Source organism: Pedobacter psychrodurus (assembly GCF_004331735.1).
GTDB classification, from domain to species: Bacteria; Bacteroidota; Bacteroidia; order Sphingobacteriales; family Sphingobacteriaceae; genus Pedobacter; species Pedobacter psychrodurus.
Map to the genome: position 1 here is coordinate 18,114 of NZ_SJSO01000034.1, position 22,831 is coordinate 40,944.

The 22,831-nt window shown below is 34.5% G+C and carries 20 protein-coding genes; 14 read left to right on the top strand and 6 right to left on the bottom strand.

Going from position 1 to position 22,831, the window contains the following annotated elements:
* Positions 1-596: 596 nt before the first annotated feature.
* The 3 genes from EZ456_RS23815 to EZ456_RS23825 all read left to right on the top strand — a co-directional run bounded on the left by EZ456_RS23815 (position 597) and on the right by EZ456_RS23825 (position 3,677).
* A complete protein-coding gene (locus EZ456_RS23815) occupies positions 597-1,136 on the top strand; it encodes a hypothetical protein (protein WP_131534532.1) in 540 nt (179 codons plus the stop codon).
* A gap of 94 nt (positions 1,137-1,230) precedes the next feature.
* A complete protein-coding gene (locus tag EZ456_RS23820; RefSeq protein ID WP_205945162.1) occupies positions 1,231-1,560 on the top strand; it encodes a hypothetical protein in 330 nt (109 codons plus the stop codon).
* A gap of 965 nt (positions 1,561-2,525) precedes the next feature.
* Positions 2,526-3,677 carry a hypothetical protein gene (locus EZ456_RS23825; RefSeq protein ID WP_131534536.1) on the top strand — a complete coding sequence of 384 codons (1,152 nt, stop codon included), beginning with the start codon at positions 2,526-2,528 and terminating at the stop codon, positions 3,675-3,677.
* 458 nt (positions 3,678-4,135) lie between these two features.
* Here EZ456_RS23825 and EZ456_RS23830 read toward each other — a convergent pair whose 3' ends face one another.
* A complete protein-coding gene (locus EZ456_RS23830) occupies positions 4,136-5,632 on the bottom strand; it encodes an SIR2 family protein (protein WP_131534538.1) in 1,497 nt (498 codons plus the stop codon).
* A 222-nt stretch (positions 5,633-5,854) separates the two neighbouring features.
* Here EZ456_RS23830 and EZ456_RS23835 point away from each other — a divergent pair, with 222 nt between their 5' ends.
* From EZ456_RS23835 to EZ456_RS23870, 8 genes are all read left to right on the top strand, one after another.
* Positions 5,855-6,310, top strand: coding sequence for a JAB domain-containing protein (locus EZ456_RS23835; RefSeq protein ID WP_131534540.1), 456 nt, complete (start codon positions 5,855-5,857; stop codon positions 6,308-6,310).
* A 153-nt stretch (positions 6,311-6,463) separates the two neighbouring features.
* Positions 6,464-7,453: a hypothetical protein gene (locus EZ456_RS23840; protein ID WP_131534542.1), complete on the top strand. Its 990-nt coding sequence runs from the start codon at positions 6,464-6,466 to the stop codon at positions 7,451-7,453.
* 17 nt (positions 7,454-7,470) lie between these two features.
* Positions 7,471-7,701, top strand: coding sequence for a hypothetical protein (locus EZ456_RS23845; protein WP_131534544.1), 231 nt, complete (start codon positions 7,471-7,473; stop codon positions 7,699-7,701).
* A gap of 274 nt (positions 7,702-7,975) precedes the next feature.
* Positions 7,976-8,965 carry a hypothetical protein gene (locus EZ456_RS23850; RefSeq protein WP_131534546.1) on the top strand — a complete coding sequence of 330 codons (990 nt, stop codon included), beginning with the start codon at positions 7,976-7,978 and terminating at the stop codon, positions 8,963-8,965.
* 88 nt (positions 8,966-9,053) lie between these two features.
* Positions 9,054-9,632: a hypothetical protein gene (locus EZ456_RS23855; protein WP_131534548.1), complete on the top strand. Its 579-nt coding sequence runs from the start codon at positions 9,054-9,056 to the stop codon at positions 9,630-9,632.
* 302 nt (positions 9,633-9,934) lie between these two features.
* Positions 9,935-10,924: a hypothetical protein gene (locus tag EZ456_RS23860; protein ID WP_131534550.1), complete on the top strand. Its 990-nt coding sequence runs from the start codon at positions 9,935-9,937 to the stop codon at positions 10,922-10,924.
* A 44-nt stretch (positions 10,925-10,968) separates the two neighbouring features.
* The gene (locus EZ456_RS23865; RefSeq protein ID WP_205945163.1) at positions 10,969-11,733 is read left to right on the top strand and encodes a DNA-deoxyinosine glycosylase; all 765 of its coding nucleotides are present in this window, start codon (positions 10,969-10,971) and stop codon (positions 11,731-11,733) included.
* Between the two features lie 659 nt (positions 11,734-12,392).
* A complete protein-coding gene (locus EZ456_RS23870; protein ID WP_131534552.1) occupies positions 12,393-13,034 on the top strand; it encodes a hypothetical protein in 642 nt (213 codons plus the stop codon).
* 51 nt (positions 13,035-13,085) lie between these two features.
* Here the strand turns inward: EZ456_RS23870 and EZ456_RS23875 are convergent, their stop codons facing one another.
* From EZ456_RS23875 to EZ456_RS23885, 3 genes are all read right to left on the bottom strand, one after another.
* A complete protein-coding gene (locus EZ456_RS23875) occupies positions 13,086-14,204 on the bottom strand; it encodes a tyrosine-type recombinase/integrase (protein WP_165501402.1) in 1,119 nt (372 codons plus the stop codon).
* A gap of 321 nt (positions 14,205-14,525) precedes the next feature.
* Positions 14,526-14,714 carry a hypothetical protein gene (locus EZ456_RS23880; protein WP_131534556.1) on the bottom strand — a complete coding sequence of 63 codons (189 nt, stop codon included), beginning with the start codon at positions 14,712-14,714 and terminating at the stop codon, positions 14,526-14,528.
* 429 nt (positions 14,715-15,143) lie between these two features.
* On the bottom strand, positions 15,144-16,685 hold the full coding sequence (locus EZ456_RS23885) for a Fic family protein (RefSeq protein WP_131534557.1): 1,542 nt from the start codon (positions 16,683-16,685) through the stop codon (positions 15,144-15,146).
* A gap of 636 nt (positions 16,686-17,321) precedes the next feature.
* On the opposite strand from EZ456_RS23885, the gene EZ456_RS23890 reads away from it, so the two are divergent.
* Together EZ456_RS23890 and EZ456_RS23895 are read left to right on the top strand one after the other, a co-directional pair.
* Positions 17,322-17,960 (top strand): hypothetical protein, encoded by a 639-nt coding sequence (locus tag EZ456_RS23890; protein ID WP_131534559.1) that lies wholly within the window; start codon positions 17,322-17,324, stop codon positions 17,958-17,960.
* Between the two features lie 538 nt (positions 17,961-18,498).
* The gene (locus EZ456_RS23895) at positions 18,499-20,565 is read left to right on the top strand and encodes a glycoside hydrolase family protein (RefSeq protein ID WP_131534561.1); all 2,067 of its coding nucleotides are present in this window, start codon (positions 18,499-18,501) and stop codon (positions 20,563-20,565) included.
* 191 nt (positions 20,566-20,756) lie between these two features.
* Here EZ456_RS23895 and EZ456_RS23900 read toward each other — a convergent pair whose 3' ends face one another.
* The gene (locus EZ456_RS23900) at positions 20,757-21,878 is read right to left on the bottom strand and encodes a Gfo/Idh/MocA family protein (RefSeq protein ID WP_131534563.1); all 1,122 of its coding nucleotides are present in this window, start codon (positions 21,876-21,878) and stop codon (positions 20,757-20,759) included.
* Positions 21,879-22,160: 282 nt separating this feature from the next.
* Between EZ456_RS23900 and EZ456_RS23905 the strand changes: the two genes are divergently transcribed.
* Positions 22,161-22,538, top strand: a complete 378-nt coding sequence (locus EZ456_RS23905) for a hypothetical protein (RefSeq protein ID WP_205945164.1) — start codon at positions 22,161-22,163, stop codon at positions 22,536-22,538.
* Positions 22,539-22,580: 42 nt separating this feature from the next.
* Here the strand turns inward: EZ456_RS23905 and EZ456_RS23910 are convergent.
* On the bottom strand, positions 22,581-22,831 hold a 251-nt coding region (locus EZ456_RS23910; protein WP_131532053.1), incomplete at its 5' end, for an integrase core domain-containing protein.

The following is a 22,831-nucleotide window of genomic DNA, read 5'->3' on the forward strand; positions in this document are numbered from 1 at the left end:
TACTAATACCGAATTGGGACGATCGGAAAAACTAAACAAATATGAACTCTCAAAAAATAATTCGATTATTCATTAAATCCAGTTTATTAATAACCTATTTAATCTTTCTCTCAAGCATCTTGAAAGCTCAAGACAGAGACAATAGACACCCAAGAGTTTACAAAACCAACTTAACAAATAAATTTATCGATCCAGATGGAACTATACTCCTTTATAACACTTCGAATAAACAGATACGTAAAGGTAGATGTTACGAATTCTATAATAATAGGATTTACGGCACTACTCTTATCAATGTTACTACTACCAAAGAAGGGTCGACTAGAATATACTATCGCCATCAAGTAGGTACCAATAACTTTTCTCAATTAATTTATCGGGGGGATGATTTACCTCAGATTACATCGTTTCAGCTTTCGGAAAACAAAATTTTAGAGCATGCTACATATGGTAGCATATTTAGATTATATCGCGAAGGTGAATTCGTTCAATTAATATCAATTAAAGATTTAAACGGAAAAGTCATCTTTAACGCTCAATAGAAACTTTAAATTATACCAATTTCAAATAATAAATTACTACTAAACATAAAACATATGCGCAAACTATTTATAATAATTGTTCTCCTATCAAGTTTTATTTCATCTTATTCACAAACTCTAACTTTAAATCAGCAAAATTCTCTTTTTAATAGCTGGATGTTAACAAAAGGGAACTCATTACTGAAAATTTCTACACAGTTAAAATCCATAAATACCAAATGGACTTTAAAGTCAGAAAAACCTGAGATTGATGGCTATACAAAATCATATTATTGGAGTGCCCCAACTGAAATGGGAGAACCACAATATTATATTCTTACGGTTGAGGAAGATGGGGAAAGTTATAAATTTTCTGTTAGATATTTGTTTTATCATTTGGGTGATTTCACAAAAATGATTGCGGAAATGAGAGTTAAATCTAAGGCTGGTGAATTTACCGACCAACATGATGGTAAAAAAGAGACATATACTGCCGTAGTACGTAAACCTAATCTAGATTACTTTCTAACAGAGCAAAAGATTAGAAATGAATCTGGCAAGTCTAATACTGCATTTACAATTGACATATCATCAAAATATATTGATAAAAGGTAATATGTTAACGAAGTTCTTAATAATAACTATCCTAACCTTTGGAAGTAATAAATCCTTCATCAACCAAAGAGTCATTTATCCATCTATAAGTTATTTGAAAAAATTTAATGGAGCTTATCCTAAAGACGTTAAGCTATTAAAAGACCCAATTTTATCCAAAAGAGTAAAGAGCCTATTAAAAAATAGGTTCTTTTTTTTGAAGAACACTTGGGCTGTTGAAACACCAATTAATATTAAGAATAATAATTTTATTGCTTGGGGATGCCAAGAGCACAACTGTAGTGATACCAATTTTATTATAGTTGTAGACTTCACTAAAAACGTTGTTTATGTTGGCATTCGAGAAGAAGAACAAGTAAAGATCTATTCAGAGGATGGAACTAAAAATACAGAAATAACCAACTGGTCAAATAGAACTAATTAATACGAGCTTATTATTTTACCCACTGTTTGTAATTGCAGTTATTATATCGTTTTTCATTTTTGGAAAGAAGAGAGTAAATAAAGCTATTGAAGAACTGCCCCTCATAAACGATGAGCCTTTAATTCCAAAATTGATTAGGCCAACTTATAAATCTAAATTCAAATGGAGTGTTCTGGTTAAATCTCATAAAGGAGTTGATTTAGATTTTGAGGATGACAATCTAGGAAACGTCGGTTATTATATATTTAACAATTATAGAACTCAATTAATGCAACGCCAGATAATAGTTCACATTAAGAATAACCTTGAGAATAAATATTTGAGAATTGTTTCAGATGGCAGTTCAGAGTCTATGATTGGTGTAGATCATCCAGTTCATGGTCATATTGGCTATTTGAGCTATGTAGAAGTCGATAAAATTTAACTGCATCCTAATTCCCTCCCTCTCTCATTTAGTGGCTTACAGCGAGAAAGGGAGGGTTTAGTCTTTATGTGGTGCTGTGGATTCAATCCTGCATTTTTATGAGGGGCAATGCTTTAATTTTCTGTTAGTGGTTCTTCGCAAAAGACAGTGGGATAAGGTAGGAAGATCGGTATTCGGCAAGTCTAATGCCACCTAAAACACACGCCATTGCTTTGCATTGTCATGGTTTTAATTTTGGCAAATCGGTTGCCTCATGAATGCTTTCTCTATCTTTATCTAGGATTTGCTTCGCTTCATCCTGGATAAATCTAATCGCATTCCACTTTTCAGCTCACCTGCGTAATCGAAAATGCTGCGCTGCGCTTGTGTTAAAACATAGATCGAATCCCGTTGCTACGCAACTGCTGATTCTCACATATTTTCTCAGTTCGCAGGCGGTGAGACTGATAAACCAAGTTTACATTTTTTGTACAGTTTTGAATTTCCGTAACCATTAACATGTGATTTGAGTAGTTTTAAATATATTATAAACTAAATTAATATGAAAAGAACTTTTCTCTCTCTATTTTCGATATTGACAATCATTTTCGTGGCTAGTGCACAGCAAGATTCATCGAAAGTGCTAACGCTAAACTTAGATAAATTATTAGTCCTTGAGCGTAGTATAAAATATAACGACTCGATAAGCAATAAAAAAATCAAAGATCTCGAAGCGAGAATTACTAATCTAAACATCCCGAAGAGTTTAAAATCCGCAAATATTATCAAGTTTAAAAATGATATTGCCGCATTGCAAAACAGATACATCGCAGGCGAAGAAATTTTAAATCATATAGTTAGAGAGACAAATTCTTTTAATCTTTCATACCAAACATTGGTAATGCAAAATGATTTCTCGGCGTTAGTCAATCCTGCTAATTTTCCAGAATTTACATCTTCGCTTTCAAACAGCCTTAATTCTTTAAAGGACAAAAAACCTATTCCTGACATCACTTCAAACTTATCAAATTTAACTACGAGTTTACCATTCATGAGTAATCCATTGGTTACTAATGGATTGTCAATAGCATCATTTTTTATTGCTAAATACAATGATAAACGAAAATTTGGAATTGATGAATTTAATAAAATGACATGTGTTCTCGATTTTACTTCAGCAACTGACGATAATTATAAGGTTTCGGTGCAAAGAATTCTCTACTTAAGAGATAAAATTGACAAATACAATGCAGGTGTAAAAGAGTTTTTTGATTTATATCTTAATACTATAGATTTCAAAGACGGTTATACGCAGTATTCTACACAAAAAAACTTAAATGCATCAGATTTCCTTAAACCCAAAAGGGAGCAATTGTTCAATTCAATACTTTCCGATACTACATCAATTGGTATCGTTGCATCATCAACAGATAAGGACGATAACATAGTATACCATATTGAACAGATCAAATTTTTTGTTGCCGAATATGAATCGATAATACGTGAAATCGGTGGAAGCATTGATTCTTATAGCACCTTTCATGAAAACCTAGAGAGAGCCGTGCAAAACTCATGTTTAGGTGTAAAGGTAGTGGCGGAACCAAAATTAGTAATAATGAAAAAAAACATTGAAAATGTCCAAAAGGCATTTAAAGTGGTCGCAGAACAAAACGTCATCCCTGCTAAACTAAAAATGACCTTGCTAGGGCTGTAGGATTGTAAGAAAAATCGAGATCATACTTCTCTCATCAAAGTAAGTTAATTACTAAATAAATACCACATTCAAATTGATGTGAAATCGAGATGAATAAATCTGCACTTTTGTAAAAGATTAGAATACTAAAGACGAAATTTCGCATCCAATAGAAAGTAATTCCTTTTAGATATTGCTTACTTTTCCTATTTTTTTTATGGAGGGGGGACAAAGCCTAATGAATGGTACAGATTATCCAAAATCGAAAAGCTCTCCTTAAATAAAGGAAATGATTAAATTTTTGGATATCACTTAACAACTCTCAGAAGCTAACAGATGGTTAATACGGAAGCTGTGACGATTTTAGCGAAAATGGGCGTGATTGTGATAGACTTCGAAATGAATTGGTTATTACATAAATTGTTAGGAATGCAATTTTTAACAATTGACATTTTAATCTAATTTGCGAATGCATAGATCTAATGAGCGTATTTTTTATAATCATATGCTGAGAGTATTTTTCTAAAATTTGAACCTTTCTTATTTGGGTAATTCCGGAGATATGACTCGACATCATCTAAAGATAAGTGACCATCCATGGTACACCAAAAAATAGCGTTGTCCTTACTACTATTTGCTATTGAAGTGTCAGCGACAATTTCTGCAATAGTTTCATGTTTTTTTTGACATTGAATAGCGATGGCTTGCTGCATCGTCTCCAATTTTGCTATCTGTTGTTCCTTCAATTTCTCAGCAATCAATATTTGATTATTTATAGCACTAAAGCCAAATATGGGAAAATACTGATTAGCGGAAATTGAATATTTATCGATGAATGATAAAGCTTGAGAATTGGATTCATCGATTATCTTGAAATAGCTCGATAAAGTTTCTTGACTTGTAAGATATGTGTAAGTAATTGTTTTTCTAGTTCCAATCGCTAAAATTCTTTCTGAGTTCTTAACCTCATCTAAATCCTCGGTTATCTTAACAGAAATCTTTCCTCCAGAATAAATCTCTTTTACTATAGATTGTACCTTTCGAATATCTAAAGCTGACACAGGTAACTGTAAACTTGAGAGCGCATCATATATTGCTCGAAAATTATCAGTTTTGAGCTTATTAATACGCACTGTAGAAAATCCCTCCATATCGATGTCATGCTCAACTATTTCAGTAGAATCGGATCCACTGTCGTATTCTACAAGAAGAAAGTTTCCCCTTATTTTTTTTGCCTGATCAGAATTTGGCTCGATATAAGTAAAAATTGTTTTGAGAATACTTTTAATGTTTTCATCTCCAATTCCGTATCCCATAAATATAATAGGATTATGAATAAACAATGAGAGTAACTGGGCTCTGATTAATTCGTAGCTTTCAATAAAATTCCTGTAATCATCAGCAGTTATTATCATCTTTCCAGCATCAGATGAGCAACCATGGATTTTATAGACCGATCCATAAGGGTTACTTAACAGAATATCATTACCAATTAGTTTATTAAATTCGAAAGTGCTTTCAATCAAATTGTCATAATTGGTTGTAATTATTGATCCAATATTTTTACGAATTTTCCTAAATTCATTTAACTCTTCTTCCATATTGGGTCGAATATGAAATTTCGAAAAGATTTGGGCAATATAAATTTTAAATCTGCTGAGATTAATGTTATTCTGCATCTTTTCATAAAAGATGTCATTAATGTTTTTGAATTTCCCATTCCTATTAGCTTTCAAATCTTTATTGAACTCTTCTTCAATAATTGACGCTATTTTATCAAATCTATAGCGTCCGTTTTCTTGACAAGATGATTTAACGTCAAGATAGAATTCATCATTCTCTTTAACATCAAAAGATATTTTGGCTAATAAGCCATCCCATGTGTAGGAATTTTCAAGATATCGTAGACTAATACCTGTACCAATAAATAATACGGGATGATTATGATAGTTTGAAATAAATTCAGAAATATTCATGATTGTTTTATTGAGTTGCGTTAAGAATAGGTGTAAGATGTAAAAATTATTTAATTAATCTTTGATAATTTATTATATAACAAAAATAACCTTGTCTCCTCAACACATTTCAAGAAATTCCGGCATAAACGCACCACCTGATACACAATCCATTTATTCCGTTGCTTCTTGATTTAGTTGGGTTGAAAGCTTGATCAAGTACCATAATTAATTAAATATTTTATGGCACAAAAAACATTCAAGATAGCCGAAGTACAAGTAAGCTACAAACCAGATTACAAAGCATCTGAAAGACCTAAAATTACATCGTCTAAGCAAGCGTATGATTTGCTAATGCGGCAATGGGACTTAGGTAAAATCGAGTTCTTAGAACAGAGTAAAATGATCTTATTGAATAGAGAAAATAGAGTTCTAGGAATTGTAGACATATCAACAGGCGGTGTAAGTGGAACAATCCTTGATCCTAAAATTATATTTTCAATAGCCTTAAAAGCCAATACGTCATCAATAATAATATCACATAACCACCCTAGTGGAAATCTAAAGCCTAGCCATGCAGATATTAGATTGACTAATCAATTAAAAGACGGCGGTAAATTATTAGAGATTGTTGTGTGGGATCATCTAGTAATTTCCAATGATAATTACTACAGTTTTGCTGATGATGGAATGATGTGAAAATTATTAGCTTGGGTTATTCACCCAGGCTAATTTAAATTTCTAATTGGAAGGTAGCCTCTTAAAAGTAAATACACTTTTAATATATTGCGTTTGTTCCGGATCTTGATTATATTGTTAACAATATGAGTTTAAATTTCTAAAGCCTTAAGAATGAAACATTGGACAGAACCAAATGGAAATTTCATAATGAATATCCCAGTCGATTGGCAGTACAAAAACATTGTTTTTGAGGATGTAGAAGAAGTATCACCTTTTAGTTTCGAACCATATGAAAAATCATTTGGCTGCTTCCAAATTAGTTGCTATCCTTTGTCTGAAAAAGGAATAAACCCGAATTTACCAATTCAACAAAGTAATGCTGAACTTGAATGGGCAATGACGAAAATAAATGATGAAGAGTTTGATGTCATAATATTTTACGCTCAGGTAGATGATTTATTGTGCATGTCAAAATTTATTTCATTAATTGCTAATCGAAAGAATAAAAGATTAATTGAGCAGATTAATCATTCAGAAAAAGTTTTAAAGTCCATTCGGGTAATACCAAAATCTGATAGAAAACACGCTTCGGATTTAAATAAATACGACAATTTTATTAGCTCACTGATTGGCTCTCATGATTTATTAAACAAAGCATACAAGTCGAATTCTTATATTGAATTAGTTGCTATTCTATCAAACCAAATTGATGCTTACTTACGATTGACGATAATTTTGCATGAACAGCTTATAAATAAGACCGATGATATCGAAATTAAATATTTATTTCAAGGTGAAAACGAGAAAGGAATTATGGAAAGGAAGATTTATGAGAAAGCATTTGAAATTAGTATTATAAATGAAGAAATCTTTAAAGAATTAAATAATCTATATAATTTAAGAAACAGGGTAATACATAGATATATAATTTCATTTTTGAAGACGAGGGATATTGCCAAAATAGCCTATGATTATACTTTATTAAATGAAACTGTAAGACTAATTTTGAAATCATATGAAGAAAAACAAATTGGACTCGGATTTGGAATTTACGGCAAAGGATTTAGCAGAAAAGATAATTTCGATGATTTAGACTACAAAAGGGCATATGCTATGGCAAATGATAAGCACTTAATTAAAGAATTAAAAAGGAAATTATAAACTTAGAACAAACTATTATGTCAGTAGAAATATGCACGGTATATGCAGGCGTGAATGGGCTTGATGATGATTATACATTTTTTGAGGATGGAACTATAAAAAGATTTTATGATAGAAACCCTCATAGATTAAATCTAACAGAATACCTTAAACCAAGTGATATCAGGGGTTCCAAATTAGAAAGAATAATAGCAAATTGCCCTAAGGAACACTTGGATAAGATTAAGAAAATATTGAATCTATCTTAATGGAATCTATCTCCCCAAGAATCATATAAGTAGTTAGGAATTATTACATTAGCTGATTAAAATTTTATTGAAAGATGCCCTCATAAAAGTAAGGGGGATTGTTCCTATCACTTTTACAAGGGCTAGCTTTTAAGCATTTCTCCACGTTCTTTAAATATCCAAAACTCAAACCTGCCCCTTAAATATATAAATTGATCAATTTTTTGGATACAGGAATTAATTATATTCAAACAATATATATATCTTGGAACATCTAGATTAGCACGACATTACTATGATACCGCATAAAATTAAAGCACTCTTTAAATTTATTGATTTTTTGGAGAGTAAAAAAACTGAATTAATAGAAAAATATATCCCACTATGTGATGAAATAAGTAAGCTTGATATTCGGAGAAATGAGTTAAAGCCTGACAAAAACTATATTGATAAATTGCAGTATAATGATCTTCAAAATGAAATCCATAACAAATTTGAACCTATTATCGAAAATATTTATAACCCTATTACAGAAAAATTAAAAGAATTAGAAATTTGGTCTGGGGACAATGCATTTAGCAGTATTTGGAATAATAACATTTCTTCAATCTCGGAAATAAAAAGAGAATTCTCATCCAAAGACGTTACTGAAATTATTAGATATAAGCAATTATATCTAAGTTTTAGAAGTGAAACCAATTCGTCATTTCTTTGCCTGTCCTTGATTTTCCACGTCTTGGATGAAATTTTAAAAGAACTATTTGATTTTTTTAAAAATACCAAAACAAATGAGTTTGACAGCTTTGAAACAAAAACCATCGAGGTTGATAGCATAGAAGAAGCTGTAAAAAGTTTACAGGAGAACCGAGGAAAGAACATCAAATTATCTATCCCTACTAAAACTCTCTTCAAAAATTCTAACGAAAGAAATATACCAACAAATTTAATAAATGTTAAAAATGAAATAATTATGGGAGATAAATTTGAAAATATACAAAATTCAACGATTTATAATCGTTCGACTTTTACAGAAGCATTCAATACTATAAAAACAAATTATAATGAGGAATCAGCACAAGCACTTGAAATAGTAAAGTTCCTTGTAGAAAAATCTGAAAACAAAGAAGCTGGAGAACTTTTTGATAGTTTTAACGAAGAAGTAAGCAAAGAAAAACCTAAAACATCTGTACTTAAATCTTTATGGGAAGGTCTAACCAAAATAGTTCCGATGATAACTGAAACGGTAGGATTAGTTGATAAAATAATGCCTTTAATCCATCATTGAAAGACCATCAAAGAACAGAAGTTACTTAATGTGGATTGAATGCACTAAATTCAACCAAAGATTTTAAATTGAAATTTAGCAATAATTTATGAGCGAAACGAATCCCAAAGAACCCGAATTTCAATTTCTGACATTAGCATATAATCGTTTTTACGACATTTATGATGAGGTGATGGATGATACGTTTTGGGAAAAAGATGAATGGGAGCGGTTTTCCAAAATTAAGCAGGCATTTTCGATTTATGCTGAATTATTAAATTATGAGCCATTGAAGTGGGTTATAGAGAAACTTAAAATTGCCAGACCACCAATGGAATCTGAAATAGGAAGTGAACTATTTAAATTCGTTCGTAATGTTGTTGCACACTTTCCATTTTTCAAAAGTTGGGATGAAGTATGGGTAAATATGTCTCTGGTAAATTGGTATAAAAATGGCCAGACGATAGACAAATTCTTAAAGAAATATGAAGGGCATAAAGAAGTAAAATATCGATTTTGGGAACCTTCAAAAAAGAAAATGACATATTTAACAATAAGTTTTCCAACAGAATATTCTAACGACAATAAAGTTTTCTTTAAGGACATCATTACTGAAAAAGAAGGTGTGAAATTTTCTTTTATTTTAATGCGTCAAATTATGAATACACAAGTGGAAGAAATAAAATAACTGAATGGAAAGCTTTTACTTACTATTTTCCAAGATGCAAATAATATCTTCTTAGAAGAGGAAATTGGCAATATTTTAAATAATGTTAACGAACGAAATGAAATCTGTTTAGCTACTATCCCCCATAAAAGTATAGTTGGTAGTTTCGTTACATCTTTATTAGAGTAATATTTAAATAAAAAATGAGCATATCCAAAACTCGAACCTACCCCGTTAAATAAAGAAATAAGATTGAATTCTGGATATTTTGCTTTCAGCAAAAATTAATATATTGCCTAACTAAATTAATCACTCAACCTCCCATGACATTAAAAGAAGCCGTATTAAAAAGCTTAGAGGACATAAATAATATTACAAATTATTTAGCTGTTCTAAATCATATTCTTGACAAAAAATATTACGACTTTAACGTATCGAAAACCCCAGGCTCAACAATTTCTGCTGTGCTAGGTGATTTTATTCGCAATGGCGATAGTAGAGTAAAACGAATTAAACAAGCCGGAGGAACATACTCATACTACCTAACAAAAAACGAACAGAATATCGGGGTTGAAATTTTAAGTGGCGACAATGAGGTGCTAACAATAAAACCACTAAAAACGGGTAAATCAAAAACTTACGAAGAAAGAGATTTACATAAGCTTCTAAGTAGTTATCTCAAAAACACAGATACTTACTCAAAGACCATTTTTCATGAACAATCGAACGGAAAGGATAGTAACCAAATTTGGACACATCCTGACATGGTTGGAATTAAATTTTTAACCCTACAAACAAAAGCTAGTCAAAATTTTTTAAAGTCAATTAATCGTGTTGACACCTTCAAGATTAGCTCTTATGAACTTAAGAGAGAAATTAACAGTGATAGCGAACTCAAAAAAGCTTTCTTTCAGGCTGTTTCGAATTCAAGCTGGGCGAATTATGGTTATTTAGTGGCCTTTGAATTTAGCGATAGTTTGAATGAAGAAATGGCAAGATTAAACCAATCTTTCGGAATCGGGATTATTGAACTTAACGCGAATCCATATCAAAGCAAGGTACTTTATCCTTCTATTTTTCGTGACTTAGATTTTAAGACGATCGATAAACTTTGTAAAATGAACAAGGAATTTGAGAAATTCATAGATCAAACTGAAAAATTAATGACAGCAAGTGAAAAATATGTTTCGGGTGCAGAAAAAGAATTAGATGAATTCTGTGACCACTATTTTGCAAACGACACAGAAGTTGAAAACTATTGTAAAGAGAAGCATATATTATCAATTGAAGATTTAGAACAATTAAGAGATTAAAATTAATCTGGTAAATGTTTTAAACCACTTTTATAAATTCCTTTATGACGTTACACGAAGCTATAGCAAAACTTTTGCGAGAAATTGGACGACCGATGACAACCCATGAAATTGCAGATAAATTAAATGAAAATGGTTGGTATCATAAAAAGGATAACTCAACAATTCAGGCATTTCAGATTCATGGCAGAACGAAAAACTATGCGACTACTTTTCATCGTGACGGTTCGACTGTTTCTCTAATCGGACAATCAGCAATGGATAGCAAAAAGTCAACACCAGAAAAACCAGAAACCGCTAAGCAAATAATTGAGGTAGCCGAGAAACACACTAAAACTTCATTCGCTCCAATTTCAAATATCTCCACGACCATTTTAATTTTAGGAACGATGCCTGGGGACAAATCTCTTGAAATTGGGGAATATTATGGACATTCACGAAACAGGTTTTGGAAGATCATTTCGGCCATTACAGGAAATGAGTTACCAATCTTATACTCGGATAAAAAATTACTTTTATTAAAATCAAATATTGGCATTTGGGACGTAGCGCACAAAGCAAATAGAAAAGGCAGTCTTGACAGTGCAATTGAAGATGAAGAGCCAAATGATTTAGATGGATTTATCGCAACCCACAAAAAATTAAAAGTTATCGCTTTCAATGGATCAAAATCGCAAGCACTTTTTGACAAGCATTTCGACAGGAAAAGCGGAATAAAATATATCTCTTTACCAAGTACAAGCCCAGCAAATACGGGAATTGACTATAACTCCATTTCCAAACAGTGGCGACAACTACTACTCATTTAGCCTACATACGAATTTGACTTAAAATTTTCGGATTGATAGTAAAAGCATAAACAAGGGCTATTCTAATCTTTAAAGCCTCATTATCGATAGATAGCGGAAAAATATATTTACAATAGCCTAATCAAAAGTACTAGATTGAATTCTGATATTGCGGAGGTTTATAAGATCAAAACAGACAAATTAATGACGATAAGAAGTAACTAGAAGAGACAGAATATCAGTAATTTTTCGTACCTTCATGCCAAGCATTCCGAGTCAATACCCATGCTGTATCCCTCGTCTTTTTGCTTTCTCCAAACTTCTTCGTGGTTGTTTCCCCTCCTAAAGGTAAAGGAACAAGTTCGTGTGAAATTTTTTTGAAAATTCGCTCAAATTTTTGCTACAAATGCGATCAAAATCCATTAATTTTTATCTATCTGCTAATCGTCCTTTAATTAAAGGGAAGTGACCTTGGACTGATTCCGTGAAAGTTTAATTATCTTCATCCCTATCTTTTATAAGGGTAGTCTTCCCAACAAATCTTAACACTGAATACCCAAAACGTAAACTTCCCCCCTAAATAAAGAGATTATAACCTTTTTTGGATATTATGTCAAATCGTTGAAATTAATCTTATTGAATTGCTACTTTAGCTTCAGTAAAGGTAACTATCCAATTATATGCAGAGAGCAAAGAATATACAACGACTAATAAACCTAACTTGTGTTAATCGACGTAGTGGAAATCCGCACCTGATACTTTCGCCAGTTTATTACTCGATTTGGGATGATAATAAAGTCGAAAGAAATACTGATATAATACAAGCTGTTGTCTGTAGTCCACCATACATTATTTGTTTTATAAAGGTTCCTTATAATAACCACTACGGAAATGTTTACCACATAGAAGAATTGGTTGCTTTCACAGATAAGGAAGGTAATTTATTGGATTTTTTGGCTCTTAATAACTGGAAAATAACAAGTTTCGGAATAGATTCTGAAGGCTACATTAATGGGGTTAGCTTATTATCAAATGATGATGTGAATTTTATTTTAAAACCTTCAAACTCGAAGTCAAGACTGAAATTTCAACATCACTGGCAGATGTTAATTGAAATAGATAAAAATTGCAATACGCCTATTGAAGCAAAATTATATCAAGATTTTTTCATTACAAAAAATAAGCTCGATAAGGCGGAATTATCAATTACTGATTTCAAAGAACAGTTGGATAGAAAAGATGATATCATTTCGCAATATGAAGAGCTGTTAGAAAAATTTCAAGAAATAGTGGAGAAAAGCGAAACAATATCCAAAACTTAAACCTAGCTCTTAACTAAAGAAATAAGATTAAGTTTTGGATATAAATTTTAGTTATAGCTCTGGTAAAACATCTTTTAAACGCTCGTCACTAATTTCGCCTAAGCCACGTAGATAGTTTAGCGTTACAATCATATTGGAGTGCTGTAGTAATTGTTGTAAAATATCTAGGTCTTTCGTTTTACGATATACGTTTACGGCTGCTGTGTGACGAAAAGAATAAATGGTTTGATCTTTTTTGATAATTCCCTTCTTCAACATAATGCTTTTAGCTCTTGACCATTGAGTCCTAAAGTAATCATTATTAAATGGCTCATTTGTAAGTGAGAAAATATTGTTTTCACCATCGGAGGTTTCGTTAATACGCTTTGCAAGTTCAATTTTAATATAATTGGGAATAAATACATTACGATTTCTGCCACTCTTGTTTTCTTTACCTGACAAGTTAATTTGTTCCAAATCCTCTGAAATATGTTTTTTTGTTAACAGCCTGACCTCCTCATGTGGTCGTAAAAAACAACCATAGGTAATCAAACAACATAAATGCAGATTTGGGTACTCAGCTTTCAAAAAATTAAGAACGGAGTTTAATTCATCTTTGGTATATGTTTGATGAAGAACAGATTTCGTCTTCAAACTTTTAGTACTTAAAACGAGATTTTTACTGGCGAAGCCCATTCGCAACATTTCTGAAAAAAACACAGACAGCGACCTTCTTTTATTCATATAATTGCGGTTGGAACTTTTGAAGTTGCTCAAGAAATTCTCTATATATCTACTATCTAGACTTTTAACATATTGATTTAATATTGATGGCGGTAGAAAATTAATGAATCGTTCGTGCAGACTAGAAAGATCACGCTTATAGGTTCTACTATATTCAGATTTAAGCTTTTCCTCCAAGACAATATCTAGGGCATCTCTCAAACTAATGTTTTTTTGGTTGTCAAATTCATAAGGAGACCATCCCGAGGTTAAAGACTTTTTGAATTCAAAGCAGAGTCGATTCAATAATCGTTTTCTATCAGTTAGCGTTTTAGAGTAATTAGGATTGATGTCAAGTTTTAGCTTCTTGCCATTATACTCACGAAACCTTTTGCCATCATAGTAAAAGGTAATGTACGATCTTATAGATAAGTCGTCGTTTAAAATAATTTTAGGATCTGTAAACATTTTTTGGCGCATTAAATAATGCAGATGTTTACTTCTACGCAATAAAAGATTAACTAACAGACAATTACAAACTAGCAGGACAATTCATAACCCTGAGGTCGGCAGTTCGATCCTGCTCCCCGCTACCAAATCAGCAAAAAGCCTTGAAAGTCGAACTTTTAGTACTTTCAAGGCTTTCTTATTTTTCAACGAACTACAGCTATACTGTAACGCACTGATAACAAGCCAATTATTAGTTCGACTCCGCTTCAGTCAACCCAATCGGAAATCACTACGTTACACTGATAATCAGAATTTTAAGGTTCGACTATCTTCAAAAGATCAAGTTACTGGTCGTTGCTTTTCTTTTTTAAAATGGTCGTAAAGAACTATTTCTGTTAGCTTTTTAATTGTCTGTATTACCTCACTAGCTTGGTTATCTGAAAAATGAGCAAAAATCGGGTAGGATTTTACTTCGTCTGTTGTAAGATCATGTAATCGATTTGGATCTATGTTCTCTGTGTTTTCCATAGTGTCAATAGTTTTAAAAATTAAAGTGTTGTCTGGCCAAATAGGTTATACCCACTGGACATAATCAAAAGACTTTTGAAGATGATTTGATCCGTTCCATAAAACGGAGGTTCGCCAACAAATACATAAAATCAAGTATGGCAATGGCTTTTTCAGGATTTACATTGACACCTTGTTTGCCCAAGATTGTAACCGCCTTCTGTGGGATTATTTTTTTGGAACTAGGAATAATCATTTTTGTTTTTTAGTGAACATCAAAAGTGACTACTATTATTGTGGCATGGGATTCCATTTTTGACTGGTAGTAACCCTCATGTAATATTCGGCAATGCTTAATAAATGTACTGTTAACTAAAGTAAGCTTTTACGCTATGCTGCTTGCAAAGAAATACTATTTATCACTTTAACTTGAAGGCATCAAGTCAGTTATTAGCGTCCAATACCACGTTGAGGCGCTTGATCCTCCTCATCACTTTCCCATGGCATCCGCTGAGATTTAACGATTTGAAGGATGTAATCTTCCCCTTCTTTAAAAGCATTGCTTTCAGTTAAAACATTTTGCATTCGATCCATATCCTCACCGTTGATAGCTATGCTAAACAGCTGAGCACGTTGAAGCATCCTAATATATGTATCGGGCTCTTGTCTGCGTGTCAACTGTCTTAATCCCCCTAGATAGTCTTCCCTATATACTGTAGGAATAATAATTTTAGACTGTCCCACGCTTGCCAACTCTGCGTTCATCATCACTCTGGCTATCCTACCATTTCCATCTAAGAAAGGATGTACTTCACTGATCATAAACATCATATAAGCGGCCCTCGCGAAAGAGTTTTGCAGCCCCCTGTAAAAATCAAACCCTTGTGTGAGTGTCCCCCTTACGAGTTTATGATCGACGAATTCGGTATCACCAGCACGGTTATTTTTATCCTTAAATTCTCCTGGATTTTTGTGCGGACGAGCGCTGAGCATAATCTTGTGTCTGTACTGCAGGATTTGGAGCAAATGATCCGGATTTTCCGGAGTGATACTCATTTCTGATCTATTACTAACGATTTGGTAAGTACCCAAAACATCATGCGAATCTTCGTCTCTGGCCGGAAGCGGCTTTCCTGTCTCGATGATTTGCTTTGCTTCCTCAATTTTGAACTTAGTGCCTTCAATAAAATTGGAAAAATACGCTTCAAAAAAAGCAAAATTACGGAATGCCTTAATAGAAGTATTTACTTCCGGGATGTCAGCAAACTCCCTTTGTTGCAATTCTACAAACAATTTTTCAAAAAGGGACAAACGTAGTGGATCGTAAGGATGTCCAAATGCCCTTGCAATTGCGACAGGTGAGGTCAACAAATCAGAAGGCTTTGTGGTCAGCATAGCACTGACCATCCTATTTAGCTTCTCAAACTCCTTTTCCATACCCAGTTCAATACTGATCTCTCTTGCCCTGTCTCTCAAAGCATTAAGACCTTCTTCACCTTTTATTCTGACTACCTGATCAAGACGTTCCTCAATTTCAGGTAAAGCTAGCGCCTTTGATGTTGCCCCGACCTTCTTACTTGACTGGAGATTTTCAAGCAATGCCCTTTCCTGCTGGGAAACATGAAGCTGTCCGCTAAAAACATTATCCCCTGGTAAAATGTCAGGCCCTTTCATAATATTCAGGATCACTCCTGGTAATTCTATCTTTCTGTTATGGGAACTAGTAAGAAAAAGGTCTCCGGTTGAGGTAGGTTTATATTCTAAAGCTGAACGGTGACTTAAGATAGTTCCAGGATATAGTTGACCTATGATCTTAAAAATATTGCGCCTGATGATTTCTCCTGGATCTTCATCAAAGTTTGGAGTATAAATCCTCGGAGCGATCTTTCTAAGCTCACCACTTTTGGTCAGTTTGCCGATCGCTCGGCTGATCTCCGGATTACTTGAAGAAAAAATAACTTCCTGAAGATGTAGTGGTATTGTATTATCCATAGATTTAATTACAAATTTTTCTTACTAAACGATTCAAAAGGCAGCATTAACACAAATTTTTCATAATATAAAAGCTATTTCTACAAAAAAATCATAAATGGGCCTTACAAATTTTTCGAGTAAAAAAGCGATATAACTATGCAGATCACAAATTTATCATAACATAATAACTAAAATTACAAATTTTTCATATTATAACCTATAATCAAGGAAAAATGAATGAGCAAAATTACCTTGTTCATTCAGAATTTATAATAACATGCATGACTAAGATTATAACCGTATGTCCTTACATTTAGGGCAAATATTTATTAATTTAGAACTCTAATCACAAAACCTTATTTATTTGCATGATTCCTGAAGATACACATAGTCTAAGCTTGAAGGACATCAATGTGGACAAACCAATCCATTAGACCCCTTCTCGCCAATTTAGTAACATTAAGGCAAGCAACAATTTACAATAAAATTATTTCCGGTGAGACGGGGTCAATCTACTCTGGTTTATCCAAACATGCACACGAGGTACGCGTTCACCAGCGAGGGTCCATTTGACATTTTTAGGACTATTTTTTTGGATTTGTTAAATACTCCGTATTTTCGGCTGACAATTTTCGCTCACCCAAACATTTCTTTATGAAAACCAAATTTTTGCTCCAAGCCTTATTCCTGTTAATCATCAGTTCAAGCCTGTTCGCCCAAAAGCCCATTACCCCTGATGTTGACGGGCTTAAACTGCATTTGAGCGATTATAAGGACTTTGATACGCGTGTTAAAGCGCTGCTGCGTATAGGTTACACCAAGATCGACTGGCCGATTGCTAAAAGCGATGACTGGTTGCAGAATTCCACATATGAGTTAACCCGCGATACTATCCAGACCGTACTGGAAATCATCCATGGGAAAGGCAAAGAAGTGTTCAAGGTAAATATGTACCTGGGATATTCGCCGAAGAAATGGGCAACCTTTACCAATGCAAGGAAAATGGAAGCTGCCGACTTAATTTTCTTTAATATCTGGAAGATGATCAACAAACAATTTGAAGAAACTGAAAAATCCCAGCGCATACTTAGGGGAACTTACAAGATAACAGATTACGATATTCCCGAAGCCTTTGTAAAGGGTCTGGATGAAAGGCATTTAGGATATTTCTGTTACTGGGGCCCATTCATGAAACAGCCTATAGAGCTGCACAACCATAACGCCAGGCTGGTCAAGATCACCGTTTCTGATCCGGTAGCAACAACGGCATATTACAAGGCGACAAAAAAATAAATCCAGCATCGGCTGGCTTATCTATGACTTGGCCATCCGGAGCGCATCGAAAAATGGGATTTGTTTTTGTGTATAGGGATTTTTAACTAAGCTCAAATGTTTCCGCTCGAGCAGTGATTGATCAATAGCAATACGAAAAAGTTTGGCATTTTTGCTTTAATCGTTTAAAGTGGTTAGATTCATATCCGTTTGGCGACAATGACCTAAAAAAGAACAGGCCGCTTATTCTAATTTATTTCCTTCCCGATTATGAAGACTGACGTGCCTTTACAAGGCTTTACTTTTCCAGTATAAAGCAATATCAGAACCTGCAGATTTTGATGGTGACTAATATATCCCTTTCAATCCTTATTCAGCTTGAGAAGGATTTTAATCTTGGTAAATTCAACAAAGTTGTTGCTGGAACAGTGCGTTATATAATGGTATTACATCGGGCATTAAATGTTCAGAATTTTCCAACGGTCACCTGCTACGATAAGAGAAAAAAATAAAGAAAATCAACAATTCTAAAGAATTGGAAAATCAAAAATTATAAGTTATGAAATTAATCATTAAAATATCGGTTTGCCTGATGTTGATGATGGGATTATCCGTGACGCTTTATGCGCAATCAAAACAACAGGCTGTTAAATTGATATTGCGCTCAACACCGTGGACATTTACCGGAGGATCTGCGCTAAGTACGCTTTCGTCAAAAACAAGAAGCGCAATTTTCAAATCCCCGTCAGATAGCAATAGCTTTACCATAAAATTACTGGTCAATCTTAAAGTAGGAAGTGCGAATAAGACACTTATTGAAATCCCTGAAGTGTTAAAAGTGACTATGTTTCAGCACGACGCTAAGGATCGAAAACGTCAGAACTATCCTGCTTATTTATTGCCAGATGGTTCTGATCCAGCATTAGAAGCGACTCTTCGGCTTCATTCTCCAACGGAGCCTAATGGTCCACGGGATATGTCTGTGGGTATTCCTTTAGGGATGTTGGAAAAACTAAATGGAGAACATGAGCTTGTGCTTCATTTTTCCGGAGTTCGGTGGACTTTATACGTTGATAATGAACTTCTTGATAATGACTTTCCCATAGGATATCCAAAATGGGGCGAACAAAGCACCTGGAGCATAAATCCTTCCGTTATTTTAAAAGCGGAAATTTTTTCCCCTGAAATGCAGCCACAAAGAGTGGCTTTGAAAAAACCCAGAACTTTGTCTGAAATTCAATACTGGACCCCTCAGGGACATAATGCCTGGGTGGGAGATGTTGCTACTTTCTTTCATAAGGGGCGTTACCATTTATTCTATTTATTTGACCGCCGTGGTCACGCCAGCAAATTTGGAAAAGGAGGCCATTACTTTGAGCACCTCTCCACCACCGATTTTAAAACCTGGGTTGAACACGATGCCGCCACGCCTGTGGAGAAACAATGGGAGACGCTTGGAACCGGTACACCTTTTATTTTTGACAATAAACTTTGTATCAGTTACGGATTACATACCACACGGATCTACCCTAAGGAACAAACCATGTTGCCTTTACAGTGGGATTACTACAATAAACATGGCATTACGGGCGCTTTCCGATACGACACCATTCCTGGCTATCCTGCTGGATCTACCTATTCCATTAGTGAAGATGGGATCAGTAATTTCAAGAAATCAAAAATCTTATTTCATCCTTGCGAAAACCCTAGTGTTTATACAGATCCGGAAGGACGCTTGCGCATGTTGGCAAATTATGGAGCAAAAGGGACGTGGGAATCCAAGTCCATTGATGGTGGCTGGCAATCCGTAAATCCAAACTTCCCTCCTGGCGGCGATTGTACATTTTTCTTTCGCTGGCAAAATTATGACTACGTTATTGGTGGTTTTACCGGTTTTTGGTCAAAACCAGCAGGTGCAACAGCGGACAAATTTGTAGAGGGTGTTAAAGCAGGGCTTGACTTTTATAATGGAATGAATGTGCCAGCCGTTACAGAAATAAGCAACGGTCGGTTTTTGCTGGCTGGATGGATTCCAATAGCAGTTTGGGGTGGTACACTAGCTATACATGAAATGGTCCAGGCTCCCGATGGCAGAATTGGAACAAAGTGGATGAACGAAATCATACCTGCAATCGAAAAAGAAAGGTTACTGTCAAAAGAAATTAAAAAAACTTCCACATTTCCTACAGGGTCTTCTTCGTTCCTATTGACCTTCGACGTAGAACCGGGCACTGAATTAAATGGAAAACTAGGTGCACTTTTTCTAGGCGCAGACAGTGAAGACCATTCTTCTGAAGTTCAAATCAGTCCAAAATATAAAAGGGCACAATATGGAAATGGACAGCTTCAGAATTTTTCTGGTACTGAGAAATCCTTACGTGAGGGGGGATCGCCAAACAGTGTGCGTAATTATGCTATTGAAAATTTGGCTGGTACAGATAAACCGTTTAAAGTACGAATGATTGTTAAATATGATAACAAATTTGGCGGGTCATTAATTGATACTGAAATTGCTGGTCAGCGCACTATGATTTCTTTCCGTCCTGATTTAAAAGTTGAAAACTTACTATTAAGGTCGGAAAAAAGCGTTATTAAAAATGTGAAAATTGCCTCACTTAAAAATTAGAGAACCTTCATTCAACTATTGCAGAGTTACCTTTTGAAAATAATTGAGTCTTTTATGATTATGCTCAATGTTCACTATATAGAGGTTATCGCCTGAAATAACTTATAAGTATTGGAGATCAGCTAATTAATCACATGTATAAATTGCATTTATCGGTTTCAACGTAAATATTATACAAATGTATTGGCGGACTAAAGAAGTTGTAATTTGACTTTTTTTCCTGTTTTTACAGCCTGGTAGATAGCATCAATAATTTTAAGATCCTTCAAGCCTTCCTCTCCGTTTACAGGAACTACCGGCTTGTTATCTTCAAAAATAATAGTTGCCATTTCATCCATCTGTACAGTTTGATGCGTAACTATGGGCTGCGTGAGTTCACCGTTATGAGTCCTACCCTTGATCGGACCATAACCAGTAAAAGGTTGCATTTCTGCAAATCCTTTGTCGCCACTCATAAAAAATCTATCCAGGTGATTAATGTTATAACTAGACAAGCAGGAGGCTACCGCACCACTCGGGAAACCTAATTGAAATTGTATGGTTTCATCTACACCATCTTTAAACTTTATAGGGTCGGTCTTGGTTTCCTGAGCCGTCACCCAAACCGGCTCTTCGCCCACCATATACCTTGCCCCGTTAATTGCATAGATTCCAATATCCATCATTGATCCCCCGCCCGCAAGCGCTTTGTTTAGTCGCCACTGCATAGGATCGCCTATTTTAAAACCACATTGTCCCTGAAAAAACATGATCTTACCGAAGTCGCCCACATTTCTCATTCGGACCACCTCCAGCGTACGGGGTTCAAAATGCAACCTATAGCCAACCAATAACTTTACATTTGCTTTTTTACAAGCATCAACCATCTCTTGTCCCTCTTTGGCATTCAATGCCATCGGTTTCTCGCATATGGCATGTTTTCCGGCTTTTGCTACACGTATAACCTGACTATGGTGCAGTGCGTTTGGTGTAATCACATAAATCGCATCTATATCTGGATTATTTTTTACCTGATCGAAGTTGTCATAGTTATAGCAATTCTTTTCAGGAATGTTGTACTTCGTTTGCCATTCTTTAATTTTTGAAGGCGTACCGCTAATTACACCTACCAGTTTCGCCTTGGTACAGGCCTTCATAGCTTCTGCTACACGGGTGCCATATCCACCTAAACCCATGATGGCTACTCTGAGTACCTTACCCTCATAAGGCTGTTCGATCTGATCAGGAGCGTTCGCAAATGTCGATATTGAACTCAATTGCAGCATCAATGCCGATGCACCTAGTTTTTGTAGAAAATCTCTTCTAGTATTCATATTATCCTGTAGCTATGTACCTATTCAGCAAAAATATTAAGCAATATATGAAATCATCCGTTTTTACCGCTTAATTAACTGATTTACTTCATGATATCTAACACACACCTGTCACATTTAGTTTTCACGATATGATTGCGGCTTGGTCTGAACTACAAAATAATTGCATTATAATCTCAAAAAGTAAAAAGCGTGGTGCACATTTTGGAATGAAAACTGGTGCACACTTTTAGCGAAATCCCCACCAGGACCCAAGCAGATAATATACCAGCTGCAGGAGGTTTGGCATTTCGAACCGAAGAAGATTTCAATTATCTGTTTAGCTCGTTGAATTTTACCTATTTCTCAAGCCTGTTCAAGAAAAGGATGATTTATTCATCAAGCTTTTTAGTGGATGGAAGCGAGAAACATTTCGAGCGCATAAAAGGAATCTTCACGGGAACGATGGTATTAAAGGCAAACCAGCGGACAAAAATGACAGCTGGGGTATTGGTCAATATCGATCAAAGTGCTCAGAGCCCAATCATCCCGACATTCTCTTATGAACATAAGTTTAATAATGGCCTTATTGCTGACATCGTTCTTCCGAGGAGCATTTATCTGAGAAAATATATGTTCGGTAATGGACGGGCTTCTTTGGGTACTGAACTCGACATGTAAGCTCCCCTGTTTTTCAGACCACTCAAAAGTATAATTTTGTCCTCAAATTTCCTTCAATAAATCGATGGGAGATTTGAAGTTCAACGCTTGATGTGGTCGATGGTAATTATAGTCCATCATCCATTCCTCCACTTTCTCCCTCACATCATCCAGGGAGTGAAATATGTAGGCATTTAACAATTCTCTTCTGATGCTTCCATTGCATCTTTCTATATATGCGTTCTGTGTTGGTTCTCCAGGCTCGATAAAAAGCAGTTCAACATTGTTTTCCTTTGCCCATTCATCCAGCTTAT

Excerpts from the sequence above, each read along its gene's own strand:
- EZ456_RS23855 (WP_131534548.1), top strand. The coding sequence starts at position 9,054 with ATGAGCGAAACGAATCCCAAAGAACCCGAATTTCAATTTCTGACATTA.
- EZ456_RS23895 (WP_131534561.1), top strand. The coding sequence starts at position 18,499 with ATGAAATTAATCATTAAAATATCGGTTTGCCTGATGTTGATGATGGGA.
- EZ456_RS23815 (WP_131534532.1), top strand. The coding sequence starts at position 597 with ATGCGCAAACTATTTATAATAATTGTTCTCCTATCAAGTTTTATTTCA.
- EZ456_RS23825 (WP_131534536.1), top strand. The coding sequence starts at position 2,526 with ATGAAAAGAACTTTTCTCTCTCTATTTTCGATATTGACAATCATTTTC.
- EZ456_RS23890 (WP_131534559.1), top strand. The coding sequence starts at position 17,322 with ATGAAAACCAAATTTTTGCTCCAAGCCTTATTCCTGTTAATCATCAGT.
- EZ456_RS23870 (WP_131534552.1), top strand. The coding sequence starts at position 12,393 with ATGCAGAGAGCAAAGAATATACAACGACTAATAAACCTAACTTGTGTT.
- EZ456_RS23860 (WP_131534550.1), top strand. The coding sequence starts at position 9,935 with ATGACATTAAAAGAAGCCGTATTAAAAAGCTTAGAGGACATAAATAAT.
- EZ456_RS23885 (WP_131534557.1), bottom strand. The coding sequence starts at position 16,685 with ATGGATAATACAATACCACTACATCTTCAGGAAGTTATTTTTTCTTCA.
- EZ456_RS23875 (WP_165501402.1), bottom strand. The coding sequence starts at position 14,204 with ATGTTTACAGATCCTAAAATTATTTTAAACGACGACTTATCTATAAGA.
- EZ456_RS23900 (WP_131534563.1), bottom strand. The coding sequence starts at position 21,878 with ATGAATACTAGAAGAGATTTTCTACAAAAACTAGGTGCATCGGCATTG.
- EZ456_RS23865 (WP_205945163.1), top strand. The coding sequence starts at position 10,969 with ATGACGTTACACGAAGCTATAGCAAAACTTTTGCGAGAAATTGGACGA.
- EZ456_RS23845 (WP_131534544.1), top strand. The coding sequence starts at position 7,471 with ATGTCAGTAGAAATATGCACGGTATATGCAGGCGTGAATGGGCTTGAT.
- EZ456_RS23840 (WP_131534542.1), top strand. The coding sequence starts at position 6,464 with ATGAAACATTGGACAGAACCAAATGGAAATTTCATAATGAATATCCCA.
- EZ456_RS23835 (WP_131534540.1), top strand. The coding sequence starts at position 5,855 with ATGGCACAAAAAACATTCAAGATAGCCGAAGTACAAGTAAGCTACAAA.
- EZ456_RS23830 (WP_131534538.1), bottom strand. The coding sequence starts at position 5,632 with ATGAATATTTCTGAATTTATTTCAAACTATCATAATCATCCCGTATTA.
- EZ456_RS23850 (WP_131534546.1), top strand. The coding sequence starts at position 7,976 with ATGATACCGCATAAAATTAAAGCACTCTTTAAATTTATTGATTTTTTG.
- EZ456_RS23880 (WP_131534556.1), bottom strand. The coding sequence starts at position 14,714 with ATGGAAAACACAGAGAACATAGATCCAAATCGATTACATGATCTTACA.